Origin of the sequence: Teichococcus aestuarii (genome assembly GCF_042651065.1) — a bacterium.
Lineage (GTDB): Bacteria > Pseudomonadota > Alphaproteobacteria > Acetobacterales > Acetobacteraceae > Pseudoroseomonas > Pseudoroseomonas aestuarii.
Genome location: NZ_JBHSCH010000009.1, coordinates 44,193 through 68,104 on the forward strand (window position 1 = coordinate 44,193; position 23,912 = coordinate 68,104).

Sequence of the window (23,912 nt, forward strand, 5' to 3'; positions counted from 1 at the left end):
GATCAGAATTCCGGCCTGCTGCCTTGCAAATGGGCCAATCGGGGGCCTTGGGAAATTATTGACCATTTGGTCAGCTTTCTTCTAGCGTCATATCGCCGACGCACCAAGCCGCCCCGCCGGGCGCGGCCCGCCGGTGCCGCACAGAGCGAGGCGTAGCGCGACGATGACCGGCCTGAACCGACTGCGCGACGGCAAGGGCACCGCCCCGCGCCCGATCATCCTGACCTCCCATCCGCAGCGCGGCGGCGCCAAGGCCCTGCCGCTCCACTGGGGCGCGGCCGAGCCGGCGCGGCGTGGCCCCGTCATCGCCACCACGCAGGACCCCGCGGCGCGCAACGCCATCGGCACCCATGCGGGCTCCTATGCGCTGTACCGGGCGCTGGCGGTGGCCTCGGGGCAGCTCCGCGCCGACCACCGGCCGGATTTCCGCGACACCCGCCCGGCCCAGCCGATCGGCCCCTTCCCGGCCTGGGGGGACCCGGCGAGGATCGTCTCGCTCGACCCCTTCGGGCACATGGTGCCGGAACTCTACGCGGAGCAGCTCGCGGCGGGGCTGGACATCCGCCCCAGCATCGCCGTCACCCGCGCGCACATCAACATGCCGGAACTGGCCGATGCGGTGCGGGCCGGGCGACTGGCGCCGGATGGCGCGGTGCTGCTGGGCAATGGCGATGTGCGCGTCACCAAGATCGCCATCGAGCCGGTGTGGTGGCTGCCCGGTATCGCCGCCCGCTTCGGCATCGATGAGACCGCGCTGCGACGCAACCTGTTCGAGCAGACCGGCGGCATGTTCCCCGAGCTGGTGACGCGGCCCGACCTGCGGGTGTTCCTGCCCCCCATCGGCAGCATGTCGGTCTATCTCTTCGGCGACACGGCGAAGCTCGGCCAGGCGGAGACGCGCATCGCCTGCCGCATCCATGACGAGTGCAACGGCTCCGACGTGTTCGGCTCCGACATCTGCACCTGCCGGCCCTATCTGGCGCATGGCATCGAGGCCTGCATCGGCATGGCGCAGGAGGGCGGCGTCGGCGTCATCGTCTACAACCGCAAGGAGGGGCGGGCGCTGGGCGAGGTGACGAAGTTCCTTGTCTACAACGCGCGCAAGCGGCAGGAGGGTGGCGACCGGGCGGAGCAGTACTTCCAGCGCACCGAATGCGTGGCCGGCGTGCAGGACATGCGCTTCCAGGAGCTGATGCCGGATGTGCTGCACTGGCTCGGCATCACCCGCATCGACCGGCTGGTGTCGATGAGCAACATGAAGTTCGCGCCGATCACCGCCAGCGGCATCGATGTGGTGGAGCGCATCCCGATCCCCGACGAACTGATCCCGGCCGATGCGCGGGTGGAGATGGATGCCAAGAAGGCGGCCGGCTATTTCTCCCCCGCCGTGCCGGACGCGGCGGAACTGGCCGTGGCCAAGGGCCGCGCGCTGTGAGCGGTGCGCTGGCCCTGCTGCGCCGGCCGGAGACGATCCGCGCCCGCTGCCACGCACTCCTCGTCCTGGCCGAGCGCGACGCGCTGCCGCACTTCACCTTCCACCCCGCCCGCCTGCCGGCGGCGGCCGACTACGTGACGGAGACCATCCGGCAGAACTACCCGGACCTGCGCATCCCCTACCATGCCCGCTGGCGGCACTTCGCAGCCGGCGGGGTGGACCGCTGGGGCGCGCTGGCGGCGCGGCTGGCGGGGGAGGGGACGGAGGCGGTCGCGCGCCGTCGCATCGACCTCTGCGTCGTCTCGGTGCTGCTGGATGCGGGGGCGGGGCCGGCCTGGTCCTTCACCGAGCCGGACGGCACGCGCACCAACCGCTCCGAGGGGCTGGCCGTGGCCAGCCTGCATGCCTTCGCCGCCGGCCTGTTCTCCAGCGACCCGGCCGACCCGCTGCGCGTGGATGCCGAGGCGCTGCTGGCGCTGGACACGGCACAGCTGGGCGCCGCCTTCCAGCACGCGCCGGGCAACCCGCTGGAGGGGCTGGAGGGGCGTGCCGCGCTGATGCGCAACCTCGGTGCCGCGCTGCTGCGGGTGCCGGCGCTGTTCGGCGCCGCGCCGGCACGGCCGGGCCGGTTGTTCGACTATCTGCGCGCCCGGGCCACGCCCCAAGGGCTGCCCGCCGCCGCCATCCTCGCCGCGCTGCTGGAGGGGCTGGCGCCGGTCTGGCCGGCCCGGCTCTCGCTGGAGGGCGAGAACCTGGGCGATGTCTGGCGCCACCCGCTGGCCGCGCCGGAGGGGCCGGCGGCGGGGCTGGTGCCCTTCCACAAGCTCTCGCAATGGCTGAGCTACTCGCTGGCCGAGGTGCTGGAGGAGGCGGGCCTGCCCGTCACCGGCCTCGACGCCCTGACCGGCCTGCCAGAGTACCGCAATGGCGGGCTGTTGCTCGATCTCGGCGTGCTGGCCTTGCGCGACCCCACCCTGGCACGGCAAACCCTGCCCGCCGACCATCCGGCCATCGTCGAGTGGCGGGCGCTGACCGTGGCGCTGCTCGACCGGCTGGCGGAGCTGGTGCGGGCGCGGCTCGGCCTCGACGCCGCCGCCCTGCCGCTGGCCCGCGTGCTGGAGGGGGGAAGCTGGGCCGCCGGCCGCCGCATCGCCCGCGCGATGCGGCCGGATGGCGGGCCGCCGCTGACGCTCGCCAGCGATGGCACCGTGTTCTGACAGAAAGCCCGACCCGGAAAGCCCGACCATGACCGACGCGCCGAACGGCCCCCGCGACGTGACCGTGATCCAGCACCCGCTGGTGCAACACAAGCTGACCCTGATGCGGCAGAAGGCGACCTCCACCGGCGAGTTCCGCCGCCTGGCGCGCGAGATCAGCCTGCTGATGGCCTATGAGCTGACCCGCGACCTGCCGCTGGAGACCGCCGCCATCGAGACGCCGCTGGAGCCGATGCAGGCGCCGATCCTCTCCGGCAAGAAGCTCTGCATCGTCTCCATCCTGCGCGCCGGCGACGGGCTGATGGAGGGGATGCTGGACCTCGTCCCCTCCGCCCGCGTCGGCCATATCGGCCTGTACCGGGACCCGGAGACGCTGGTGCCGGTGGAGTACTACCTGAAGCTGCCGGACGATGTCTCCGAGCGGCTGGTGATCGTGGTGGACCCGATGCTGGCCACCGGCCATTCCGCCGCCGCGGCGCTGGCGCGGCTGAAGCAGGCCGGGGCGGAGCAGCTCCGCTTCGCCTGCCTGCTGGCGGCGCCGCAGGGTGTGGATGTCGTGACCAGCGCCCATCCGGACGTGCCGGTCTTCACCTGCTCCATCGACCGCGAGCTGGACGAGCACGCCTATATCCGCCCCGGCCTGGGCGACGCCGGGGACCGTCTGTACGGGACGAAGTAGAATCTCGCCGGACGGGGGGCGCCTTCGCGGCGCGCCCCGCAGCGCCGGATGAGGCGCCGGATAGCGCCCGCTCACGCCAGCGGACCTGAAGCACGGTCACGCGCCACGGGCGCGCCGCGGCCCCGCCCGAAACCATGCGAGGGGCGGGATGTTCTATGGGCCGGAGGTGGGGCGGTGAGAACAGGCGAAATTCCGGTACGAACCGCTGTGGTGACAGGCGCTTCCGCAGGTGTTGGCCGGGCGGTCGCCCACGCCCTGGCCCGGCGCGGCTGGCAGCTGGGCCTGATCGCGCGTGATGCTGGCGCGCTGGAGGCCGTACGCCGTGAAGCGGAAGCGGCGGGTGCGCCGCAGGTCCGTGTGGCCGCCATCGACGTTGCCGATGCCTCCGCCGTCTTCGACGCGGCGGGGCGTTTCGGGCGCGAGCTGGGCGGCATCGAGCTTTGGGTGAACAATGCGATGGTCACGGTCTTCGGGCCGGTCTCCGCCCTGTCGCCCGAGGAGTTCCGCCGCGTGACGGAGGTCACCTATCTCGGCTATGTGCATGGGACGATGGCGGCGCTCCGGCAGATGCGCGCGCAGGATCGTGGCACGATCCTGCAGGTCGGTTCCGCGCTCGCCTACCGGGCCATTCCGCTGCAATCCGCCTATTGTGGCGCGAAGTTCGCCATTCGCGGCTTCACCGACGCGCTGCGCAGCGAATTGCGGCACGACGGAAGCCGTGTCCGCCTGACCATGGTGCAGCTGCCGGCCGTGAACACGCCGCAATTCGACTGGGCGCGCAGCCACATGCCGCGCCGGGCCCAGCCCGTGCCGCCCATTTTCCAGCCCGATGCCGTGGCGGAAGCCGTGTGCCGGGCGGCGGAGACCGCCCCGCGCGAAGTGTGGGTGGGCTGGTCGGGCATCCGCGCCATCATCGGCACCATGCTGGCGCCCGGTATTCTGGACCGGCTGCTGGCCCGGCAGGGCTATGACGGGCAGATGGCGCCCGAGGCTCGTCCGCCCGGGCAGCCGGACAACCTGTTCGCACCCGTTGCCGGGCGCCACGCCGGGCAGGGCAGGTTTGGGGCGGTCGCGCAGCCACGGGTCAGCGCCGTGAACCCGGCGCTGCTGCGCGGCGTCATGGTCGCCGCCCTCCTGGTTCCGGCGGTGGTCGCTTCGCGGCGGCTGCTGAGGCGTGGGCGCTGACGAGGCCAAAGCCGCGGGAGGCCGGCCCCGCCCCTGACCGATGGTATCCCGGCATCCCTGATTCCCCTCCCATCGTCATCGGTCACATCATCCCTCAGCAGCGGGAAGCAGCATGGACGTCGCGGAAGTCATGAGTGCCGAGGTCGAATTCATCGCACCGGAGGCCACGGCGCAGGAGGCGGCGGAGCTGATGGGTGAGCTCGACGTCGGTGCCCTGCCGGTCGGGAGCGCCGAGGATCTGCGGGGCGTGGTGACCGACCGCGATCTCCTCTACCGCGTCGTGGCGGCCGGCAGGGACCCGGCGGGCCTCAGGGTACGGGAGGTGATGAGCAGCCCCGCCATCGCCTGCCGCCCCAATGACACGCTGCGTCAGGCCATGGACCTGATGACGGCACAGAACCTCCGCCGCCTGGCGGTGCAGGATGCGCAGGGGAAGGTGGTGGGATGGGTGACGCTGGCCGATGTCGCCCGGCGGCTGCTGGTGGAGGATGCGCGCCTGCAACAGGCGCTGCGCGGCCTCACCGAGTCCGCGGCCTGAGCCTCCGCCGGCCGCGCCGCCGCAGGTCGGCCGTCACCGTGGCGGGCAGCGCGAAGGCCGCCGCGAGGTAGTCCAGCCAGGCCTGCCCGGCCAGGCCATCGGCGGCCGAGAGCAGCGCGGCGGTATAGGCATGGGCGCCGAGCTCCTCCCGCCGGACCGAATCCAGGAGCAGGGGCAAAGGAGGGAGCGCCTCGTCCAGCGCCGCCTTCTCGGCCGTGCCCCCGCCGATCGCCGCCAGCGCCTCGAGGGGCGGGGGCGCGCCGGTCATGGCGGCCGTGGCCTGCATGCAGCGGACGAGCAGGATCCGGTGCGCCGGTGGCAGGTTGTTCACGTTGAGGGCCAGCGGAAACAGCGTCTGATGGCGGTTCTGCAGCCATCCGTGCAGCAGCTTGGCGGCCACCTGCTCCTGCAGCAGAAGCTGCGGCGGCGGGGGCAGCGGGCGTGGCGGCATCGCCCCGGGCGCCGGCGCGGCGGAAAGGGTGGCGGGCAGCTCCAGCGCCTGCCGCTCCATCAGCTCCGAGCGGCCATCCGCCGCGAGGCCGAGCCATTGCAGTAGGCGCCGGGTCCTGATCGTCATGATAGCGGCGTTCCTGCAACGGGCGCGGTGGGAGATGGCGCGAGGGGCAACCTCCCTGGCAACTCGCCGCGCTTCCGCCGGTTGCGCCCGGGCGGCCGGCACATGCAGCCGACCCGAGCGACCGACCCAAGCGACCAAACAGGAATTCCCGCATGCCACCGCCATTCCGCATCCCGCGCGCCCATCCCGGCCGCGAGGGCCGCCCGTGACGCTCGACCAGGGCCTGGCCTTCGGCATCCTCGGCGCCACGGTGGGGCTGTTCCTCTGGGGCCGCATCGCCTACGAGCTGGTGGCCCTGCTCGCCCTGCTGGCCGGCGTGCTGGTGGGCATCATCCCCATCGACCGCGCCTTCGCGGGCTTCGCCGACGATGTGGTGGTGATCGTCGCCTGCGCGCTGCTGGTCAGCGCCGCCGTCGCCCGCTCCGGCGCCATCGAGACGCTGATGCGCCCGGTGCTGCCCTATCTGGGTCATGCCTCGACCCAGGTGCCGGCGCTGGCGGGGGCGGTGCTGGTCACCTCCATCTTCACCAAGAACATCGGCGCGCTGGCCATCTTCATGCCGGTCGCCCTGCAGCTGGCCCGGCGCACCGGCACCCGCCCCTCCGCCCTGCTGATGCCGATGGCCTTCGCCTCGCTGATCGGCGGTCTGATCACCCTCACGGGCACCTCGCCCAACATCATCGTGGCGCGGGTGCGGGCGGAGGTGACGGGCGAGCCCTTCGGCATGTTCGACTACACGCCGGTGGGCCTCGGCATCGCGCTGGCGGGCATGGCCTTCCTAGCCTTCGGCTGGCGCCTGCTGCCCACCGGCCGGCGCGGCACCGCCGAGGCCGCCCCCGCGGTGGAGGACTACACCACGGAGGTGCAGGTGCCGCCCGGCTCCCCGCTGGTGGACCGGGGCGTGGCGGAGCTGCTGGCCATGGAGCCGGGGCGCGTCGGCGTCGCCATCATCATCCGCGAGCGCTTCCGCCGCTTCGTGCCGACGCCCGAGGGCAGGCTCCGCGCCGGCGACACGCTGCTGCTGGAGGGGGACCCGGAGGATCTGGAGCGCGTCATCGCGCGCGCGGGGCTGCGGCTGGTGGCCGCACACACCGAGGGCGAGGCCAACGTGGCGGAGGGCGTGGTCACCGCCGAATCCCCTCTCGCCGGGGAGACGGCGGAGCGGGCGAGGCTGCCGGAGCGCTTCGGCATCGGCCTGCTGGCGGTCAGCCGCAGCGGGCAGCGCATCGCCCGCCGCCTCGGCGGGCTGCGGCTGCGCGCCGGCGACGTGCTGTTGCTGCGGGGCGCGGCGCCCGCCATCAGCGGCGCGCTGCCCGCGCTGCGCGTGCTGCCGCTGACGGAGCGCAGCATCGCCCTCGGCCGCAGCCGGCGCAGCTGGGTGCCCATACTAGTGCTGCTTGGCGCCATGCTGCTGGTGGCGCTGCATGTGGTGCCTGTCGCCATCGCCTTCTTCGGCGCCGCGGTGCTGCTGCTGATGCTGCGAAGCCTGAGCCACCAGGAGGCCTATGGCGCGGTGGAATGGCCCGTGCTGATCCTGCTCGGCGCGCTGATCCCGGTGAGCGAGGCGGTGCGCAGCACCGGCGGCACCGACCTGATCGCCGCCTGGCTGGAAAGCGCGACGCGGCAGCTGCCGCCGCTCGGTGCGCTGGGTCTGATCATGGCCATCGCCATGGCCGTCACGCCCTTCCTGAACAACGCCGCCACGGTGCTGATGATGGGCCCGATCGCCGCCAGCCTGGCGCAGCGCCTGGGGCTCAGCCCGGACGCCTTCCTGATGGCGGTGGCCGTCGGCGCCGCCTGCGACTTCCTCACCCCCATCGGCCACCAGTGCAACACGCTGGTGATGGGGCCGGGCGGCTACCGCTTCGGCGACTACGCCCGGCTGGGCGCGCCGCTGACGCTGATCGTGCTGGCGGTCGGCGTGCCGATGATCGCCTGGGTATGGGGGCTGACGCCCGGCTAGGGCGCCGGCCGGCCGCCCCGCCTTCCTCCCGCCCCGCCTTTCCCGCCGGCCTCAGGCCGGCGGCTCCTCCTCCCGCTGCAGCAGGGCGGTGTCGATCTGGCCCAGCAGGCGGGAGAAATCCACCGGCTTGGGGTGGTAGTCGTCGCAGCCTGCCTCGATGACCTTGTTGCGGTCGCCCGACATGGCATGCGCGGTCAGCGCGATGATCGGGATGCGCGCCGTGCCCTCGATGCCGCGCAGGGTGCGTGCGGCGGTCCAGCCATCCATCACCGGCAGGTTCATGTCGAGCAGGATGATGTCAGGCCGCTCGGCCTGCGCCATGTCCACGCCCTGCTGCCCGTCATGCGCCAGCACCACATCGAAGCCGCGGCGGCGCAGGCGGCGGGAGAGGAAATCCCACAGCTCCTCATGGTCCTCGACCAGCAGGATCTTCGTCATCGTCAGTGTCCTTTCCTACCCGTGGCGGCGATCTGCCGCAGCTCGCGCAGCAGCTCCTCCGGAACGCCGTCATCGGCCGGCATCACGCCATGCACCTTGCCGCGCAGCCGCGCCATCTCCTCCTCCGACATCGGCGCGGCGGTCAGGGCGATGATGGGCAGCGCGGCCCATTCCGGCCGCGAACGCAGCTTGCGGATCAGCGCGAAGCCGTCGCTGTCCTCCCCGCCCTGCACCTCGACCAGCATCATGTCGGGCGCCGGCCCGCGCTCCATGCGGGCCAGCGCCGCGTCGGGCTCCGGCGTCTCCTCCACCGCCCAGCCCTCGCGCTCCAGCAGCGCGCGGAGCGTGGCGCGCTGCTCGGCATCGGGGTCCAACAGCAGCGCCAGGCCGGGCGCGGGCTGCGCACGGTAGCGCTCCAGCACATGCTTCAGCCGGCTCCACTCCACCGGCTTGTTGAGGTAGTCGGCCGCGCCGAGCGAGAAGGCGAGTCCGCGCTCCTGCACCACCGTCACCATCACCACGGGAATCGCGGCCAGGTCTGGCTCGGCCTTCAGCGCCGACAGCACGCCCCAGCCATCGAGGCGCGGCATCATCACGTCCAGCAGGATGGCGTCGGGGCGCATCTCGCGCGCCAGGTGGAGGCCGCTCCGCCCGTCCGGCGCGGTACGCACCGCGAAGCCCTCGCGCGTCAGGAAGCGGGCCAGCAGGTCGCGCGTGGCGGCGTCGTCGTCGATCACCAGCACGAGGCCGCCCAGCCGCTCGGCGGGGGAGGGGGCATCCTGCTGCGGCACCGCCTCGGCGGCCTGCACCCCTGCATCCTCCGCCTCCGGCCGCACCAGGCGCAGATCCGCCGGCAGGTGCAGCGTGAAGGTGGTGCCCTGGCCCGGCTGGCTCTCCACCCCGATGCGGCCGCCCAGCATGGCGCTGAACGCCTTGGTGATGGCCAGCCCCAGGCCGGTGCCGCCGAAGCGGCGCGTGGTGGTGCTGTCGGCCTGGCTGAAGCGCTGGAACAGGCGCTCCAGCTGCTCGGCGGTCATGCCGATGCCGGTATCGGCCACTTTCAGCACCACCCAGCCGGGCTCCTCCGGGTCGGGGGCGGCGGAGAGGGTGATCCGCCCGCCCTCGGTGAACTTGGCGGCGTTGCCGAGCAGGTTGAACAGGCATTGCCGCAGCTTCACCGGGTCGGAGTGCATCGGCGGCAGCGCCGGGTCGATGGCGACCTCGAGCGTGTTGTCCTTCTTGGCCACCAGCGCGCCCACGGTGGCCACCACCTCCTCCAGCAGCGCCTGCGGGGCGAAATCCTCCGGCTGCACCTCCATCTTGCCGGCCTCGATCTTCGAGAGGTCCAGCACGTCGTTGATCAGGGAGAGCAGGTGGCGGGCATTGGCGTTGATCTTGGCGAGGTCCTCGCGGAAGGCCTCCGCCCCCTCCAGCTCCTCCGCCTCCTCCTCGAGCATCTCGGAATAGCCGATGACGGCGGAGAGCGGGGTGCGCAGCTCGTGGCTCATATTGGCGATGAACTGGCTCTTGGCCATGTTGGCGTCCTCGGCGGCCGCCTTGGCGGCGGCCAGGGCCTCCTCCGCCTCGCGCATCTCGGTGATGTCGGTGTTGGTGCCGAACCAGCCGATGAGCCGGCCTTCCGGCGCCTCCTCGTCCGGCGCGTCGCGCAGCGGCAGGGCGCGGGAGAGGAACCAGCGGTACTGCCCGTCGGCGCCGCGCAGCGGGAAGGTGTCCTCCCACGCCTCGCCGGCCGTGATCGCGGCGCGGAAATGCTCGGCCGCCCGCTCCAGGTGGTCCGGGTGGTGCACGCTTCTCCAGCCGGAGCCCTTCATCGTCTCCGGCGTGCCGCCGGTGTATTCGTACCAGCGGCGGTTGTACCACTGGATCTCGCCTTCGGGGTCGGTCATCCAGGCCATCTGCGGCACGGAATCCACGATCAGCCGCAGCCTGGCCTCGCTGCGGCGCAGCCGCGCCTCCATCCGGCGCCGGGCGGTGACATCCATGGCCGCGACGCCGATGCCCTCCGCCATCCGGCCCAGCGGGAACAGGCTGATCTGGAGCTGCCGCTCCAGCCCGCCGCCCGGGGCGGGGGGTGGCACCGTCACGGCGATGTCGGACTGCGCCTGACCGTTCTTCAGCACCGCCTCCAGCCGCGGCGCCAGCTGCGCGCGCACCGCCTCGGGCCATTGCCCGTCGGCCAGCACCTTCTCGCCCAGCATGGTCAGCGCCTTGTTGGCATGGGCCAGGCGCATCTGCCGGTCGAGGAAGCCGAGGGCGATGGGCGCGTGCTCCATCACGCCGTCCAGCAGGGCGGTGGCACGCTGCTCGGCCCGCCGCCGTGCCATGGCGTAGAGGCCGAGCGACAGGCCCGAGAGCAGCAGCGCCGCCAGCATCAGCACGCTCAGCCAGGCGGAGAGGCGCGCCGCCGTGGTGGCCTGCCGGGCGGCCAGGGCGCGCGTCTCCTGCTGCGCCGTCGCCACCTCCTGGCGCAGCGCGTCCATCAGCGCCTTGCCCTGCCCGGTCTCGACCGCACGCGCCGCCTCCACCGAGCTCCCGGCGCGGCGCAGCGCCACCACCTGGCCGGACCAGTCCAGCTTGGCCGTCACCAGCGGCCGCAGCCGCCCGGCCGGCAGCCCGGAGGCCTCCAGCTGCGGCAGCAGGGCCGCGATGGCACGGCGTGCCTCCCTGTCGGGCGCGAGGTAGTCGTCCTGGCCGGTCAGCGCGTAGCCCCGCTGCGCCGTCTCCACGTCCTTCACGGCGGAGAGCAGCGCCTCGGCCTGCAGCACATGGGCGTGGATGGCGGCGCTGGCCTCCCGGGCGCGGCCGGCGAGCGCCCATTGCGCCACGCCGGCGCCGATCGCCAGCAGGACAAGCAGGAAGGCGGCGATCAGAACCGGGCGCGGGTTTTGCGGCAGGGCGCGCTCAGCCTGGCGTTGCAGGAAAGACGTCGTGGCGAGGCTGGGCAAGGGCGGAATCCGGTTGGTGGCGGGGAATAACGCCGCACGACGCCTCGGGTTGAAGGGAGGGCTGAACCTTTGCCATGGCCTGGCGTTACAGCAGCCCGCTCCAAGAGAACGTCGCCATGGCCGAAATGCCGCCCCCTTCCCCCGCCGACGCCACGGCCATGCGGCCGGAGACCCCTCCGGAGGCGCAGACGCTGCGCGTGCTGCAGGCCATCTTCGGCCTGCTGGCAGCGGCCTTCAGCGTCACCGTGCTGGCGCTGGGGCGGGACCTGATCGTGCCGCTCGTGCTGGCGGTGCTGCTGGCCTTCGTGCTGGCGCCCGTCGTGGTGGTGCTGCACCGGCTGCGGGTGCCGCAGGTCCTTGGCGTGGTGGCGGCGGTGCTGCTGGCGGCGGCGGCGATCCTGGGCCTGGGCGTGGTGATGGGCCGCCAGGCCGGCTCGCTGACGGCCGACCTGCCCGCCTACCAGCAGACCATGGCGGCCAAGCTGCAATCGCTGCGGCTGGGCGAGCTGATGCAGGAGGCGGACGCGGCGCTGCGCAACCTGCGCCAGATGATGGGCGACGGCCTCGCCGACCGGGCCGCGCCGGGCGCCGCCGAGATGCCGCCGCCGGTGACCACCGCGCCCGCCGCCGAGGGCGGCAGCCCGCTCGCCGTCATCGGCAGCCTGGCCGGGCCGGTGCTGGCGCCGCTGGCGACCGCGGGCATCGTCCTCCTCTTCGCCATCTTCGTGCTGGTCTACCGCGAGGATCTGCGCGACCGGCTGATCCGCCTGGCGGGCAGCAGCGACCTGCAGCGCACCACCCTGGCGCTGGACGACGCGGCCCGGCGCCTGTCGCGCTACTTCCTGGCGCAGGTGGCGCTGAACAGCCTGATGGGCGTGACGATCGCGCTGATCCTGTGGCTGCTCGGCCTGCCGGCCCCGGCGCTCTGGGGCATCCTGGCCGGGCTGATGCGCTTCGTGCCCTTCATCGGCACCTTCATCGCGCTGGTGCCGCCCCTGCTGCTGGCGGTCGCGGTCGATCCGGGCTGGTCGATGGCGCTGTGGGTGCTGCTGCTCTTCCTGGTGGCCGAGCCGCTGATGGCGCAGGTGCTGGAGCCCGCGGTCTATGGCCACAGCACCGGCCTCTCGCCGGTCGCGGTCATCGTGGCGGCCACGTTCTGGACCTTCCTGTGGGGGCCGATCGGCCTGCTGCTGGCCACGCCGCTCACCGTCTGTCTGGTGGTGCTCGGCCGGCATGTGCCGAGCCTCGGCTTCCTCGACGTGATGCTGGGGGACCGCCCGCCTTTGCAGGCTCATGAGAGCTTCTACCAGCGTGCCCTGCAGCGCGACACGCGCGAGCTGTCCCGCCAGGCGCAGCGCGAACTGCGCGCGCATGGCTCGCTGAGCGGCTATCTCGACGCGGTGGGGCTGCCCGCCCTGGCCCTGGCCGACCGCGACTGGTCGCGCGAGGAGCTCTCGCCGGAGCGGATGGAGAATGTGCGGGGCGAGGTCTCGGCCCTGCTGGAGGGGCTGGAGGCCGCGCCGGCGCCCGGCCCGGCGCAGGTGGTCTGCGCCGCCGGCCGCGGCCCGCTGGACGACCTGACGGCGGCCATGGCGGTGCGGGCGCTCGGGGCGGAGGGGCTGGGCGCGGTCGCCCTGCCGGCCGAGGCGGCGGCGCCGGACGAGGCCGGCGCGGCCTGGCTCTGCTGCCTCTCGGTGCTGGAGGCCGGCAACACCGCCGATGGCATCCGCTACCTCCTGCGCCGGTTGCAGCGGCAATTCCCGCAGGCCCGCATCGTCGTGGGGCTGTGGCAGGCGGAGGCGGCAAGCCCGCTGCTGGCGGAGCTGCGCCTGGATGCGTCCGGGGAGACCATCGTCACCTCGCTGGGGGAGCTGGTGGCGCTGAGCCGGGCGCGGCCCGTGCCCGGCCCGTGAGGGCGGCGGAGGGCGAAATCCGCCTGCTGGCGCCGGCACTATTTGCTGGCGGAGGCTTGCGGACCGGCAGCCGCTTTCCCATCTGGGAACCTATCGGCAACAACAGAAAGGAGGTGATCCAGTGTCTCATTGTTTGATGGCTGCGTCGGCCGCCGTGAGCTGGATCTCCGCTGCGAGGAACGTCGCGGGCTGATCTGCTCCATGCGCGGCGGTTGAACGCTTCGCAGGCAATGTTCGAGGGCTCCGGAGGAAACTCCGGGGCCCTTTTGCATGGGTGCCTCCTGCATGGGTGCCTCCTGCATGGGTGCCTCCTGCATGGGTGCCTCCCATGGGCGCGCCCCCTGCGGAACGCCGCGCGGTCTGGCCGGTTGTGGCACAGCGCAGGCGAGGGGGACGGAAACGAGCATGCAACCACAATGGCCCCTGCGGCTCTGGATCGTCCGGCATGGGGAAAGCGCGGGGAATGTGGCCCGCGCGGCGGCGCTGGCGGCGCGGCAGGCGATGATCGACATCGCGGAGCGGGATGTGGATGTGCCGCTCAGCCCGGTGGGGGAGCGGCAGGCACAGGCGCTGGGCCGCTGGTTCGCGGAGCAGCCGGCGGAAGAGCGGCCCGAGGTCATTGTCTCCTCGCCCTACCGCCGCGCCCGCCACACGGCGGAACTCATCCGCGCCGCGAGCCCGTCCGGCCTGCACTCCCGCGGCTTCATCCTCGATGAGCGGCTGCGCGAAAAGGAGTTCGGCGTGCTGGACCGGCTGACGACGCAGGGCATCGCCCAGCGCCATCCGGACCAGGTCGAGTTCCGCCGCATCCTCGGCAAGTTCTACCACCGGCCGCCTGGCGGCGAGAGCTGGTGCGACGTGATCCTCCGGCTGCGCAGCGCGCTCGACAGCCTCTGCCTGCGGCATGGCGGCCAGCGCGTGCTGATCGTCGGGCACCAGGTGGTGGTGCTGTGCCTGCGCTACCTGCTCGAGGGCCTGACCGAGGAGGAGATCCTGGCGATCGACCGCGAGGGCGACATCGCCAATTGCGGGCTGACCGAATATGTCTTCGACGCCCAGGGCGGCGGCATGCGCCTGCACCGCTACAACTGGACCGTCCCGCTGGAGACGGAGGCTGCGCCGGTGACGGCACAGCCGCATGGCGGGGCACCCCGGTGAGCGCGGCGGAACCGGTGACCGAGGCGCTGCTGCGGCGGATGCCTCTGCCGCGGCATGAGAAGGGCGACGACAAGAATGCGCGCGGCGCCGTGCTGGTGGCGGGCGGCTGCGTCGAGGTGCCGGGCGCCGTGCTGCTGGCGGGGCTGGCCGCCCTGCAAGCGGGGGCGGGGCGCCTGCAGCTGGCGGTGTGCCGCTCCATCGCGGTGCCGGTCGGGGTGGCGATGCCGGAGGCGCGGGTCATCGGCCTAGCCGAGACGGAGCAGGGCCACATCGCCGCGGCGGCGGCGCCGGTGCTGGCGCAGCGTGGTGCCCGCGCCCGGGCGATGGTGCTGGGCGTGGGCACGATGGCCGGCGCGGAGAGCGAGGCGCTGACCGCCCAGCTCCTGGAGGCGCTGGAAGGCCCGGCGCTGGTGCTGGACGCCGGTGCCCTGGCGGCGCTGCGCGGCTGCCGCCCCGCGCTGCGCCGGCATGCCGGGCGCGCCATCCTCACCCCGCATGACGGGGAGATGGCGGAATTGCTGGAGATCCCCCGTACGGCGGTGCTGGCGGACCCGCTCGCCGCGGCGCGGGAGGCGGCCTCCCGCTTCCAGGCCGTGGTCGTCATGAAGGGCGGATGCACGCGGATCGTCACGCCGCAGGGCGAGGCCTGGGAATGCGACCGCGGCAATGTCGGCCTCGCCACCTCGGGCTCGGGCGACACGCTGGCGGGCATCCTCGCCGGGCTTCTGGCGCGGGGCGCCACGCCGCTGCAGGCGGCGCTGTGGGGGGTCTATGTGCATGGCGAGGCGGGACGGCGGCTCGCCGCGGACCAGGGGCCGGTGGGCTTCCTGGCCCGGATGCTGCCGGGCGAGGTTCCCGCCATCCTGGCGGCGCTGGGCCCGCCGCACGGCTGATTCCCGAGGCGCCGCGCCGGGCGTCAGGGAGCCTGTCCCTCCTGGCGGGCGGGCGCGCCCGCCCGCCGCATCGCGTCGTCCACGGCGGCGATGATCGCGCCCGGGGCGGTGTGGTGGATCATGTGGCCCTCGCCCGGCAGGATGCGGAGCTCGCTCCCCGGGATGCGCGGCTGCAGCCGGCGGGACTGGCGGTCGGTCGTCACCATCCTGTCCTCCGCGCCCGCGAGGAGGATGACGGGGAACGACGCATCGCCATGCCGGCGCAGCAGGGCCGCGGCGCCGGGGAGCATGAGGGCCGTGTCGGCCGCGCTGGCGCGGAGCTGGCCGGGCCGGAGGGCCATCGCCCGGGGAAACCCGGCCGTGAAGGCGGCGGGCACCGGCCGTGGGGCGAAGATCCTGCGCAGCAGGGCCGGCAGGACCGCCCGGCCCAGCACGGGCGAGAGGGTGTGGCACAGGATGTCGCCGAGCAGGGGAAGCGCGGACAGGGAGGGCAGCAGCACATCCAGCCGCGGGCCCGGGAAATAGTAGCCGGACAGCAGGATGGCGCCCCGCGTGTCGCGCGGCGCGTCGAGCGCCATGGCAAGGGCGGCCAGCGCGCCCCAGGAATGGCCCAGCAGGAGCGGCTGGTGGATGCCGAGCTGCCGCAGGGCCTTGCGCAGGATCTCCGCCTGCGCGCCGGCCGTCCAGACGGTGCCGCGCGGGCGCCCGCTGTGGCCGAAGCCGGGCCGGTCGAAGGCGAGGACCCGGTAACGCCGCGCCAGCCCGCCGAGCACGCCGCTCGCCCGGAAGTCCTCGACGGTCGCGCCATTGCCATGCAGCAGGACCACCGGCTGGCCCTGGCCCTCGTCGAGGTAGTGGAGCCGGACGCCGCCGACCGTGACGAAGCGTCCCTGCGGGGCATGCCGCCGTTCCGCCCGCCGGGCCGCCACCCGGTTGCCGAGCGCCAGGGCGCCCAGCACCAGGGCCGCCGCGCCCAGCCCCCATGCCAGGCGGCCGGGCCTCCCATGGCCGCTCACCGGCTCTCCTTCCTCGACAGCGTCTTCATCCGGGCCGCCCTCCATCATGCCGGTTGACCTGCCGGTTGAACGTGCCGGCTGCGGCGCTGTTGCCAGGGCGGCGGAATGCGCGGCGGCGGGCCATGTGCTTTACTGGCCACGCCTGACTGGCCATGCCTTGGCAGAGCAGGCGCGTGTCACCAGGAGCCCCTTCCCGCCATGTACAATCACCGCATGCGCCGCCCGTCGCTGATCGACAAGGTTTGCACCGCCGAGCAGGCGGCGGCGCTGATCCGCGACGGCATGACGGTCGGCATGAGCGGCTTCACGCGCGCGGGCGAGGCCAAGGCGGTCCCGCTGGCCATGGCCGAGCGGGCGGCGGCCGACCCGTTCAAGATCACCCTGATGACCGGCGCCTCCCTGGGCAACGACATCGACCGGCGGCTGACGGAGGCCGGGGTGCTGCGCCGCCGGCTGCCCTTCCAGGTGGACCCGGTGCTGCGCGGCGCCATCAACCGCGGCGAGGTGATGTTCATCGACCAGCACCTGTCGGAAACGGTCGAGCAGCTGCGTTCCCGGCAGATGGGCCCGATCGACTACGCCATCGTGGAGGCCGTCGCGATCCGCGAGGATGGCGGGGTGGTGCCCACCACCTCCGTCGGCAACACCGCGACCTTCGCCATCCTGGCGGAGAAGGTGATCGTCGAGATCAACCTCAGCCAGCCCCTGGCGCTGGAGGGGCTGCACGACATCTACATCCCGACCCGCCGCCCGCACCGGGAGCCGGTGCCGGTGCTGGCCTGCGACAGCCGCCCCGGCCTGCCCTACATCCCGATCGAGCCGACCAAGATCGCCGCCATCGTCTTCACCGAGCAGAGCGACAGCCCCTCCGCCAACGAGCCGCCGGATGCCGAGACGGATACCATCGCCGGCCACCTGATCGACTTCCTGAAGCAGGAGGTGAAGCAGGGCCGCCTCGGCATGAGCCTGGCGCCGCTGCAGGCCGGCATCGGGACCATCGCCAACGCGGTCATGCACGGCCTCATCAACAGCCCGTTCCGCGACCTGCGCATGTACAGCGAGGTGCTGCAGGACAGCACGATCGCGTTGTTCGACTCCGGCAAGCTGGCCTTCGCCTCCGCCTCCTCGATCACGCTGGGGCCGGAGATGACGAAGCGCTTCAACGCCGGCCTCGAAGGCTACAAGCAGCGCATGGTGCTGCGGCCGCAGGAGATCAGCAACCATCCGGAGGTGATCCGGCGCCTCGGCATCATCGGCATCAACACGGCGCTGGAATGCGACATCTACGGCAACGTCAACTCCACGCATGTGGACGGCACCCACATGATGAACGGCATCGGCGGCTCCGGCGACTTCGCGCGCAACGCCTACATGTCGGTCTTCGTCGCGCGCTCCACGGCGAAGGGCGGCGGCATTTCCACCATCGTGCCCATGGTGACGCATGTGGACCACACCGAGCACGACGTGGACATCCTGGTGACCGAGAACGGCCTCGCCGACCTGCGCGGCCTGGCCCCGCGCGAGCGGGCACGGACGGTCATCGCCCGCTGCGCCCACCCGGATTACCGCGATGCCCTGCAGGATTACGCGGACCGCGCGGCCCGCGAGCGCGGCGGCCATACGCCGCACCTGCTGGAGGAAGCCTTCGCCTGGCATCTGCGGCGCCAGCGCACCGGCAGCATGAAGCCGGAACCGGCGGCCGGCCACGGCCAGCCGCAGGCCACCGGCTGACAGCCGCGCGGGCCGCCCCGCTCAGTCCAGGCCGAGAAGCCAGCGGCCCAGCGGAACCGCGCGGATCCTGGCGCCCGGGAGCGTGCGGTTGAGATCGGCGCGGTTGTGCATGATCCAGCGCAGGCAGCTGGCCTCGCTGTCGAAGGGCTCGAACTCGTCCCGGCTGGGCCGCAGGGTTTCCCGGTTCACCAGGTAGCGGGCGCCCTTGCGGCAGCCGGGCGCGCCCGCCCAGTTCCGCTCGGGCGCCACCACCGCCGGCACCCAGTAGGCCCGCCCCGGGTCCAGCAGATCGACATCACGCCGGTGCATCGGCCTCCTCCTTCCGCATGGCGCCATTCCTGCCGCGGCGTTCCGGCGCCGCGGCAGGACGGGGCGTCTCACCGCCGGGCAGGCGCCCGGGCGGTCAGCGCCGGACCAGGTCGAAGCGGTCGGCGTTCATCACCTTGTTCCAGGCGGCGATGAAGTCGTCGACGAACTTCCGGCCCGCATCGGCCGCCGCGTACACCTCGGACAATGCCCGGAGCTGCGAGTTGGAGCCGAAGACGAGATCCGTCCGCGTCGCCGTCCACTTCTCCACATGGGTCTTGCGGCAGGTGCCGACGAAGACATCGTCCGCGTGCCCGTCCACCATCTTCCACGCCGTGCCCATGTCCAGCAGGTTGACGAAGAAGTCGTTGGTGAGCTGGCCGGGGCGCTCGGTCAGCACGCCTTCCTTGCGCCCGCCATGGTTGATGCCCAGCACCCGCAGCCCGCCGACCAGGACGGTCATCTCCGGCGCGCTCAGCGTCAGGAGCTGGGCGCGGTCGAGCAGCAGCTCCTCGGTGGGCACGTTGAACGCGACCTGGAGGTAGTTGCGGAAGCCATCCGCCCGCGGCTCCAGCGGCTTGAAGTTCTCCACGTCGGTCTGCTCGGCCGAGGCGTCGGTGCGGCCGGGGGTGAAGGGCACTTCCACCTCGTGGCCGGCATCGCGCGCCGCCTGCTCGACCGCGGCCGTGCCGCCGAGCACGATGAGGTCGGCGATGGACACCTTCCTGCCGCCCTGCGCCGCGCCGTCGAATTCGGCCTTGATGCCCTCCAGCACGCCCAGCACGCGGGCGAGCCGCTCGGGCTCGTTCACCTCCCAGTCCTTCTGCGGCGCCAGCCGGATGCGCCCGCCATTGGCGCCGCCGCGATGGTCCGAGCCGCGATAGGTCGAGGCCGAGGCCCAGGCGGTCGCCACCAGCTCCGGGATGGTGAGGCCGGAGGCCAGGATCTGCCGCTTCAGGGCGGCGATATCGGCGGCGTCGATCGGCGCGTAATCCGCCTTCGGGATGGGGTCCTGCCAGATCAGGTCCTCGGCTGGCACCTCCGGGCCCAGGTATCGCGCCTTGGGGCCCATGTCGCGGTGGCACAGCTTGAACCAGGCGCGGGCGAAGGCATCGGCGAACTGCTCCGGGTGGTCGCGGAAGCGCTCGGAGATCCTGCGGTAGGCGGGGTCCTCCCGCATCGCCATGTCGGCGGTCGTCATCATCGTCGGCACGCGGCGGTGCGGGCTGTGCGCGCCCGGTGCCATGTCCTCGGGCGCCGGGTTGATGGGCTGCCACTGCTTGGCGCCGGCGGGGCTGGTCACCAGCTCGTATTCGTAGTCGAGCAGCATGTGGAAGTAGCCGCCATCCCACCGGATGGGGTTCGGCGTCCAGGCGCCTTCCAGGCCGCTGGTGATGGTGTGGTCGCCGATGCCGGTCTCATGCCCGCTCTGCCAGCCGAGGCCCTGCTGCGCGATGTCCGCCCCCTCCGGCTCCGCGCCCACCTTGGAGGCGTCGCCCGCGCCGTGGCACTTGCCGAAGGTGTGGCCGCCGGCGGTGAGGGCGACGGTCTCCTCGTCGTTCATGCCCATGCGGGCGAAGGTCTCGCGGATGTCCCGGCCCGAGCGGACCGGGTCCGGCTCGCCGCCCGGGCCTTCCGGGTTGACGTAGATCAGGCCCATCTGGATGGCGGCCAGCGGGCTCTCCAGCACCTTCTCCTCGGTGATGCGTGTATCGCCCAGCCATTCCTCCTCGGTGCCCCAGTAGATGTCCTTCTCCGGCTCGAACACGTCCTCGCGCCCGCCGCCGAAGCCGAAGACCGGCCCGCCCATCGACTCGATGGCGACGTTGCCGGCCAGGATCATCAGGTCGGCCCAGGAAAGCTTGCGGCCGTATTTCTGCTTGACCGGCCAGAGCAGGCGCCGCGCCTTGTCGAGGTTGGCGTTGTCCGGCCAGCTGTTCAGCGGCGCGAAGCGCTGCGAGCCGGAGGAGGAGCCGCCGCGGCCATCGCCGGTGCGGTAGGTGCCGGCGCTGTGCCAGGCCATGCGGATGAAGAACGGCCCGTAATGGCCGTAATCGGCCGGCCACCAGGGCTGGCTGTCGGTCATCAGCGCGTGCAGGTCCCTCTTCACCGCCGCGTAGTCGAGGGAGAGGAATTCCTTCGCGTAGTCGAAATCCTCGCCCATCGGGTTGCCGTGCAGACCCTTCTGGTGAAGCATGTCGAGGGAGAGCTGGTTCGGCCACCAGTCCCGGTTGGTCCGGCCCAGCAGGGCCCGCATGGCGGCCGGCTTCTTCATAGGGCAGCCCAGCGGACCGCCCACATTCGTGTCCATGGTCTTGACTTCCTCCCAGGTGTTTTGGGGGAAGGTTATGCGCGGCATGGGATCGATAGAAACGATTTTTTCCGATTGGCGCGATCGACCGGATCGATTGCCGGTCCCGGCCTGCCGGGCGCTGCGGCGGGGCTCCAGGGCCGCCGTCCACCTCTCTGCGTGGCCGGACCGCCCGGACGCGGAGGGCAGGGCCGAGGAACAAAGTCCGGGCCTGGCGGTTGCGGCCTCATGAAGGGCTCCTCAGCATCCTCCGGGCAGCGCCGCCTCCGCTGGCCTCGCATCCTCGGCTCCTGCGCGCGGGGGTTGGGCCTGATCCGGGGGGACCCGGCCCGCCTGGCGGTGCAGACGGTCCTGGCGGTCCTGGTCACCTACGCGGCCGCCCTGTGGCTGCATCTGCCGGAACCGTCCTGGGCCGTGTTCTCGGCGCTGTTCGTCATCCAGGGCAGCATCGGCGGCACCCTGACGGCGGCGATGGACCGGGTCCAGGGTGCCGTGCTGGGCGCCCTCCTGGCGCTGCTCTGCGTGTCGGTGATCGGCACCGGCGCGTGGCGGACGATCCTCTCCCTGGTGGCGGGGGTCGGGATCATGAGCCTGATCGCCGGCGTCAGGCCGCAACTCAACTACGGCCTGGTACCCGTCGCCGTCCTGACCGTCGCCCCGGGCACGGAGCTGGTCGAGGACGGGTTGCTCAAGATCGCCGCCATCGGCCTCGGCGCGTCCGCCGGCGCGCTGGCCAGCGTGCTGGTCCTCCCCCGCCAGGCCCACCGCGCGGCCGAGCAGCATCTGGTGCAGGCCCTGGCCGGCTGCGGCGCGCTGCTGAGCGCCTGCATGGACAAGCTGCTGTCGCAGGATGAGCGGGACCTGCATCCGCTGCACGCCCGCATTGCGCGCGAGCTGGCCCTGGCCGGCTCCATGTCGCGGCAGACGCGCCTGCGGCGGAAGCAGGAGCAATACGTCCTTCTGTCCTCCCTCCTGAACCAGGTGGAGCGGCTGTGGTACACGCTGGCAATGGCCGACCGCCTCAGCGCGCGGCCATTGCCGGATGCGGTCCGGGAGGCCATGGCCGCGCCGGTGCGGCAGGCCGCGGGAGAAGCGGAGCGCTTCCTGTACGAGGCCGGCCAGGCGCTCACCTGCGGCAAGCCTCCGCCGGCGGCCAGCCGCTTCGACGCGCTGGCGCAGGAGGTGGGCAGGCTCGTCGAGCGCCTCCGCGCCGAAGGCCAGCTGAGCCAGGCGAAGCGCGAGGAGGCCGAGCAGATCCTCGGCCTGTCCCTCGCCTGGCAGCAGCTGAGCCGCAACGTGGAGGATCTCCTGGCGCTGGCATCCGCGGACCAGGCGGCCGGGGCGGAAATCCCGGCCTGCGGCCGTTAGCAGCAGGGCCGCGCCCCTGGCGCCATGTCAGGCCTGCTGCAGCCGCGCCGGCGCCGCCGCGTCGGCCAGCACGCCGGCCTGCTGGAGTGCCGCGATCCGCTCGCCGGGCAGGCCGGCCGCCAGCAGCACCTCCCGCGTGTGCTCGCCGATCCTGGGTGGCTGCCGCCGCAGCGGGGCGCGGCTGCGCGCCTCGCCGAACTCCAGCGGCAGGGCGGGCAGCGGCACCTCCGGCCCGCCGCCCAGCGCGGCGATGGCGGTGGAGAGCAGGCCGCCGCTGGCGGTGAGATGGGGGTCCTGCAGCAGGTCCCCCGGCCTGCCGACCGGCGACCAGGACACCTCGGCCGCCGCGCAGCGCTGCGTGGCCGCGCCGAATTCCAGGGCGCCGACCGCCGCCTGCAGGGCGGGCAGCAGCCAGGCGCGTTCCCGCACCCGCTGCGCGTTGGTGGCGAGGCGCGGATCCCCCGCCAGCTCCTCCAGGCCGAAGGCGGCGCAGAAGCGCTCCCACTGCGCGTCGCTCGTGACGCCGATGAAGAGCTGCGTGCCGCAGCTTGCCTGGAACACGTCGTAGATGCCCCACGCACCGCGGCGGGCCGGCATCGGCGGCGGCGGCTCGCCCATGGCGGCGCCGCCGGCGATGTGCGAGCCCATCAGGAAGGCGGCGGATTCGAACAGCGCGCTGCCCACGCGCTGGCCTTCGCCTGTCCGCTCCCGCTCGCGCAGCGCGGCCAGCACGCCGGTCACGCCGAAGACGGCGCCGAGGATGTCGATGACGGAAGCGCCCGCGCGCAGGGGCTGGCCGGGCGGGCCGGTCATGTAGGCGAGGCCGGACTGGAACTGCACCACCTCGTCCAGCGCCGGGCGGTTGCCGTAGGGACCGCCGAGGTAGCCCTTCAGCGCCAGGTAGATCAGGCGGGGATTGAGGCGGTGCAGATCCTCCCAGCCGCAGCCCAGCCGCTCCATGGTGCCGGGGCCATAGTTCTCCAGCACGATGTCGGCGTCCGCCACGAGCCGGTGCAGGGTGGCGCGCCCCTCGGGGTGCTTGAGGTCCAGCGCGATGCTGCGCTTGTTGCGGTTGAAGGTGGCGAAGAAGCCGGCGGCGAAGCCGGGCAGGCGCCGCGTCCGGTCGCCATCGGGCGCGGGCTCCACCTTCACCACGTCGGCCCCCATGTCGGCCAGCAGCAGCCCGGCGCAGGGGCCCATGATGGTGTGGCTGAATTCCAGCACGCGCAGCCCTGCGAGCGGGAGCGGGCCGCTCATGCGGCGCGCGCCCGGAAGGCGGCCAGGCTGCCGCCGCGCAGCGCGGCGCTCGGCAGGGTGTGGCCGACGATGCGCTCGGCCAGGTGCCCCGCCGCGATCAGCGCGTCGGCGTCGATGCCCGTGGCGATGCCCATCTCCTCGCAGAGCAGCACCAGCTCCTCCGTGGCGATGTTGCCGGGCGCGCCCTTGTGCGCGGCGAAGGGGCAGCCGCCCAGGCCGCCCACGGTGGAATCGTAGCGCGCGACGCCGAGCCGCAGCCCCGCCATGGCGTTGGCGATGCCGAGGCCGCGCGTGTCGTGCAGGTGCAGCCGCAGGGTCAGCTCCGGCCAGCGCCCGCGCACCGCCCCCACCACCCGCTCGATCCGCGCCGGCGTCGCCCAGCCCATCGTGTCGGCGAGCGAGAGGTCGTGGATCGCCTGGCCGTGCTCGGCGGCGATGGCGAGCCCGTCGGCCACCGTCTGCACCACCTGCTCCGGGGTGATGTCGCCGGCGAAGTTGCAGCCGAAGGCCGCCATCACGCCGACGCGCCCGACCGGGATGCCGGCGGCGAGATGGGCCGCCGTCTGCCGCCGCATCGCCTCGATGTTGCCGGCCCTGTCGCGGTTGAGGTTGCGGCGGGAGAAGGCCTCGGAGGCGGCGAGGGAGATGGAGCCGGTCATGCTCAGCCGGTCGCGGAAGGCCAGGGCGCGCTTCAGCCCCGCCTCGTTGAACCACAGCGCGTTGTAGGCAACGCCGGGCTTCGGGGTGAAGCCGGCGGCCACCGCCTCCGCGTCGGCCCAGCCCGGCACCAGCCTGGGCGAGACGAAGGAGCAGATCTGGATGTGGCGTATGCCGGTGCCGGAGAGCGCGTCGATCAGCGCGATCTTGTCCGCGCTCGCGATGGGGCCGGCCTCGATCTGGAAGCCCTCGCGCGGGCCTTCCTCGAAGATCTCGATGTGGCTGGGAAGATCGGACATGCGGG

The 23,912-nt window shown here is 72.9% G+C and carries 19 protein-coding genes; 11 read left to right on the plus strand and 8 right to left on the minus strand.

The window, feature by feature from the left end; all coding sequences use genetic code 11:
- The first annotated feature begins 163 nt into the window (after positions 1–163).
- From ACFOY6_RS06350 to ACFOY6_RS06370, 5 genes are all read left to right on the plus strand, one after another.
- Positions 164–1,435 carry a GTP cyclohydrolase II gene (locus ACFOY6_RS06350; RefSeq protein WP_379649607.1) on the plus strand — a complete coding sequence of 424 codons (1,272 nt, stop codon included), beginning with the start codon at positions 164–166 and terminating at the stop codon, positions 1,433–1,435.
- Positions 1,432–2,652 carry a URC4/urg3 family protein gene (locus ACFOY6_RS06355; protein ID WP_379649609.1) on the plus strand — a complete coding sequence of 407 codons (1,221 nt, stop codon included), beginning with the start codon at positions 1,432–1,434 and terminating at the stop codon, positions 2,650–2,652. The genes ACFOY6_RS06350 and ACFOY6_RS06355 overlap by 4 nt, the downstream gene beginning before the upstream one ends.
- A 28-nt stretch (positions 2,653–2,680) precedes the next feature.
- On the plus strand, positions 2,681–3,331 hold the full coding sequence (gene upp / locus ACFOY6_RS06360; protein WP_379649611.1) for a uracil phosphoribosyltransferase: 651 nt from the start codon (positions 2,681–2,683) through the stop codon (positions 3,329–3,331).
- A 174-nt stretch (positions 3,332–3,505) separates the two neighbouring features.
- Entirely contained in the window at positions 3,506–4,516 is a 1,011-nt protein-coding gene (locus ACFOY6_RS06365; RefSeq protein ID WP_379636538.1) for an SDR family oxidoreductase, read from the plus strand.
- A 112-nt stretch (positions 4,517–4,628) separates the two neighbouring features.
- Positions 4,629–5,054, plus strand: a complete 426-nt coding sequence (locus ACFOY6_RS06370) for a CBS domain-containing protein (RefSeq protein WP_245906499.1) — start codon at positions 4,629–4,631, stop codon at positions 5,052–5,054.
- Here the strand turns inward: ACFOY6_RS06370 and ACFOY6_RS06375 are convergent.
- Entirely contained in the window at positions 5,035–5,631 is a 597-nt protein-coding gene (locus ACFOY6_RS06375; protein ID WP_379636536.1) for a hypothetical protein, read from the minus strand. The two genes, ACFOY6_RS06370 and ACFOY6_RS06375, sit on opposite strands and share 20 nt — an antisense overlap.
- 205 nt (positions 5,632–5,836) lie before the next feature.
- On the opposite strand from ACFOY6_RS06375, the gene ACFOY6_RS06380 reads away from it, so the two are divergent.
- Complete coding sequence (locus ACFOY6_RS06380; RefSeq protein WP_379649613.1) at positions 5,837–7,594, plus strand: SLC13 family permease; 1,758 nt, start codon at positions 5,837–5,839, stop codon at positions 7,592–7,594.
- Between the two features lie 51 nt (positions 7,595–7,645).
- On the opposite strand, the gene ACFOY6_RS06385 is transcribed toward ACFOY6_RS06380, so the two are convergent.
- Positions 7,646–8,032: a response regulator gene (locus ACFOY6_RS06385; RefSeq protein ID WP_109518077.1), complete on the minus strand. Its 387-nt coding sequence runs from the start codon at positions 8,030–8,032 to the stop codon at positions 7,646–7,648.
- Between the two features lie 2 nt (positions 8,033–8,034).
- Positions 8,035–10,998, minus strand: coding sequence for a response regulator (locus ACFOY6_RS06390; protein ID WP_379649615.1), 2,964 nt, complete (start codon positions 10,996–10,998; stop codon positions 8,035–8,037).
- A gap of 116 nt (positions 10,999–11,114) precedes the next feature.
- Here ACFOY6_RS06390 and ACFOY6_RS06395 point away from each other — a divergent pair, with 116 nt between their 5' ends.
- The 3 genes from ACFOY6_RS06395 (at position 11,115) to ACFOY6_RS06405 (ending at position 14,962) form a co-directional block, all read left to right on the plus strand.
- Positions 11,115–12,911, plus strand: coding sequence for an AI-2E family transporter (locus ACFOY6_RS06395; RefSeq protein ID WP_379649617.1), 1,797 nt, complete (start codon positions 11,115–11,117; stop codon positions 12,909–12,911).
- 405 nt (positions 12,912–13,316) lie between these two features.
- Positions 13,317–14,069, plus strand: a complete 753-nt coding sequence (locus ACFOY6_RS06400) for a histidine phosphatase family protein (protein WP_379649621.1) — start codon at positions 13,317–13,319, stop codon at positions 14,067–14,069.
- On the plus strand, positions 14,066–14,962 hold the full coding sequence (locus tag ACFOY6_RS06405; RefSeq protein ID WP_379649623.1) for an NAD(P)H-hydrate dehydratase: 897 nt from the start codon (positions 14,066–14,068) through the stop codon (positions 14,960–14,962). The genes ACFOY6_RS06400 and ACFOY6_RS06405 overlap by 4 nt, the downstream gene beginning before the upstream one ends.
- Before the next feature lie 23 nt (positions 14,963–14,985).
- Here ACFOY6_RS06405 and ACFOY6_RS06410 read toward each other — a convergent pair whose 3' ends face one another.
- The gene (locus ACFOY6_RS06410; protein WP_379649625.1) at positions 14,986–15,978 is read right to left on the minus strand and encodes an alpha/beta fold hydrolase; all 993 of its coding nucleotides are present in this window, start codon (positions 15,976–15,978) and stop codon (positions 14,986–14,988) included.
- A 198-nt stretch (positions 15,979–16,176) separates the two neighbouring features.
- On the opposite strand from ACFOY6_RS06410, the gene ACFOY6_RS06415 reads away from it, so the two are divergent.
- Complete coding sequence (locus tag ACFOY6_RS06415) at positions 16,177–17,709, plus strand: acetyl-CoA hydrolase/transferase family protein (RefSeq protein WP_379649627.1); 1,533 nt, start codon at positions 16,177–16,179, stop codon at positions 17,707–17,709.
- Positions 17,710–17,730: 21 nt separating this feature from the next.
- On the opposite strand, the gene ACFOY6_RS06420 is transcribed toward ACFOY6_RS06415, so the two are convergent.
- Positions 17,731–18,018, minus strand: a complete 288-nt coding sequence (locus ACFOY6_RS06420; protein ID WP_109518082.1) for a hypothetical protein — start codon at positions 18,016–18,018, stop codon at positions 17,731–17,733.
- Between the two features lie 94 nt (positions 18,019–18,112).
- The gene (katG, locus tag ACFOY6_RS06425) at positions 18,113–20,326 is read right to left on the minus strand and encodes a catalase/peroxidase HPI (protein WP_379649629.1); all 2,214 of its coding nucleotides are present in this window, start codon (positions 20,324–20,326) and stop codon (positions 18,113–18,115) included.
- 303 nt (positions 20,327–20,629) lie between these two features.
- Between katG and ACFOY6_RS06430 the strand changes: the two genes are divergently transcribed.
- Positions 20,630–21,694 (plus strand): FUSC family protein, encoded by a 1,065-nt coding sequence (locus ACFOY6_RS06430; protein WP_379649631.1) that lies wholly within the window; start codon positions 20,630–20,632, stop codon positions 21,692–21,694.
- A gap of 27 nt (positions 21,695–21,721) precedes the next feature.
- Here ACFOY6_RS06430 and ACFOY6_RS06435 read toward each other — a convergent pair whose 3' ends face one another.
- On the minus strand, positions 21,722–22,951 hold the full coding sequence (locus ACFOY6_RS06435) for a CaiB/BaiF CoA transferase family protein (RefSeq protein WP_379649633.1): 1,230 nt from the start codon (positions 22,949–22,951) through the stop codon (positions 21,722–21,724).
- Positions 22,948–23,907 carry a hydroxymethylglutaryl-CoA lyase gene (locus tag ACFOY6_RS06440; protein WP_379649635.1) on the minus strand — a complete coding sequence of 320 codons (960 nt, stop codon included), beginning with the start codon at positions 23,905–23,907 and terminating at the stop codon, positions 22,948–22,950. The genes ACFOY6_RS06435 and ACFOY6_RS06440 overlap by 4 nt, the downstream gene beginning before the upstream one ends.
- Between the last annotated feature and the right edge of the window lie 5 nt (positions 23,908–23,912).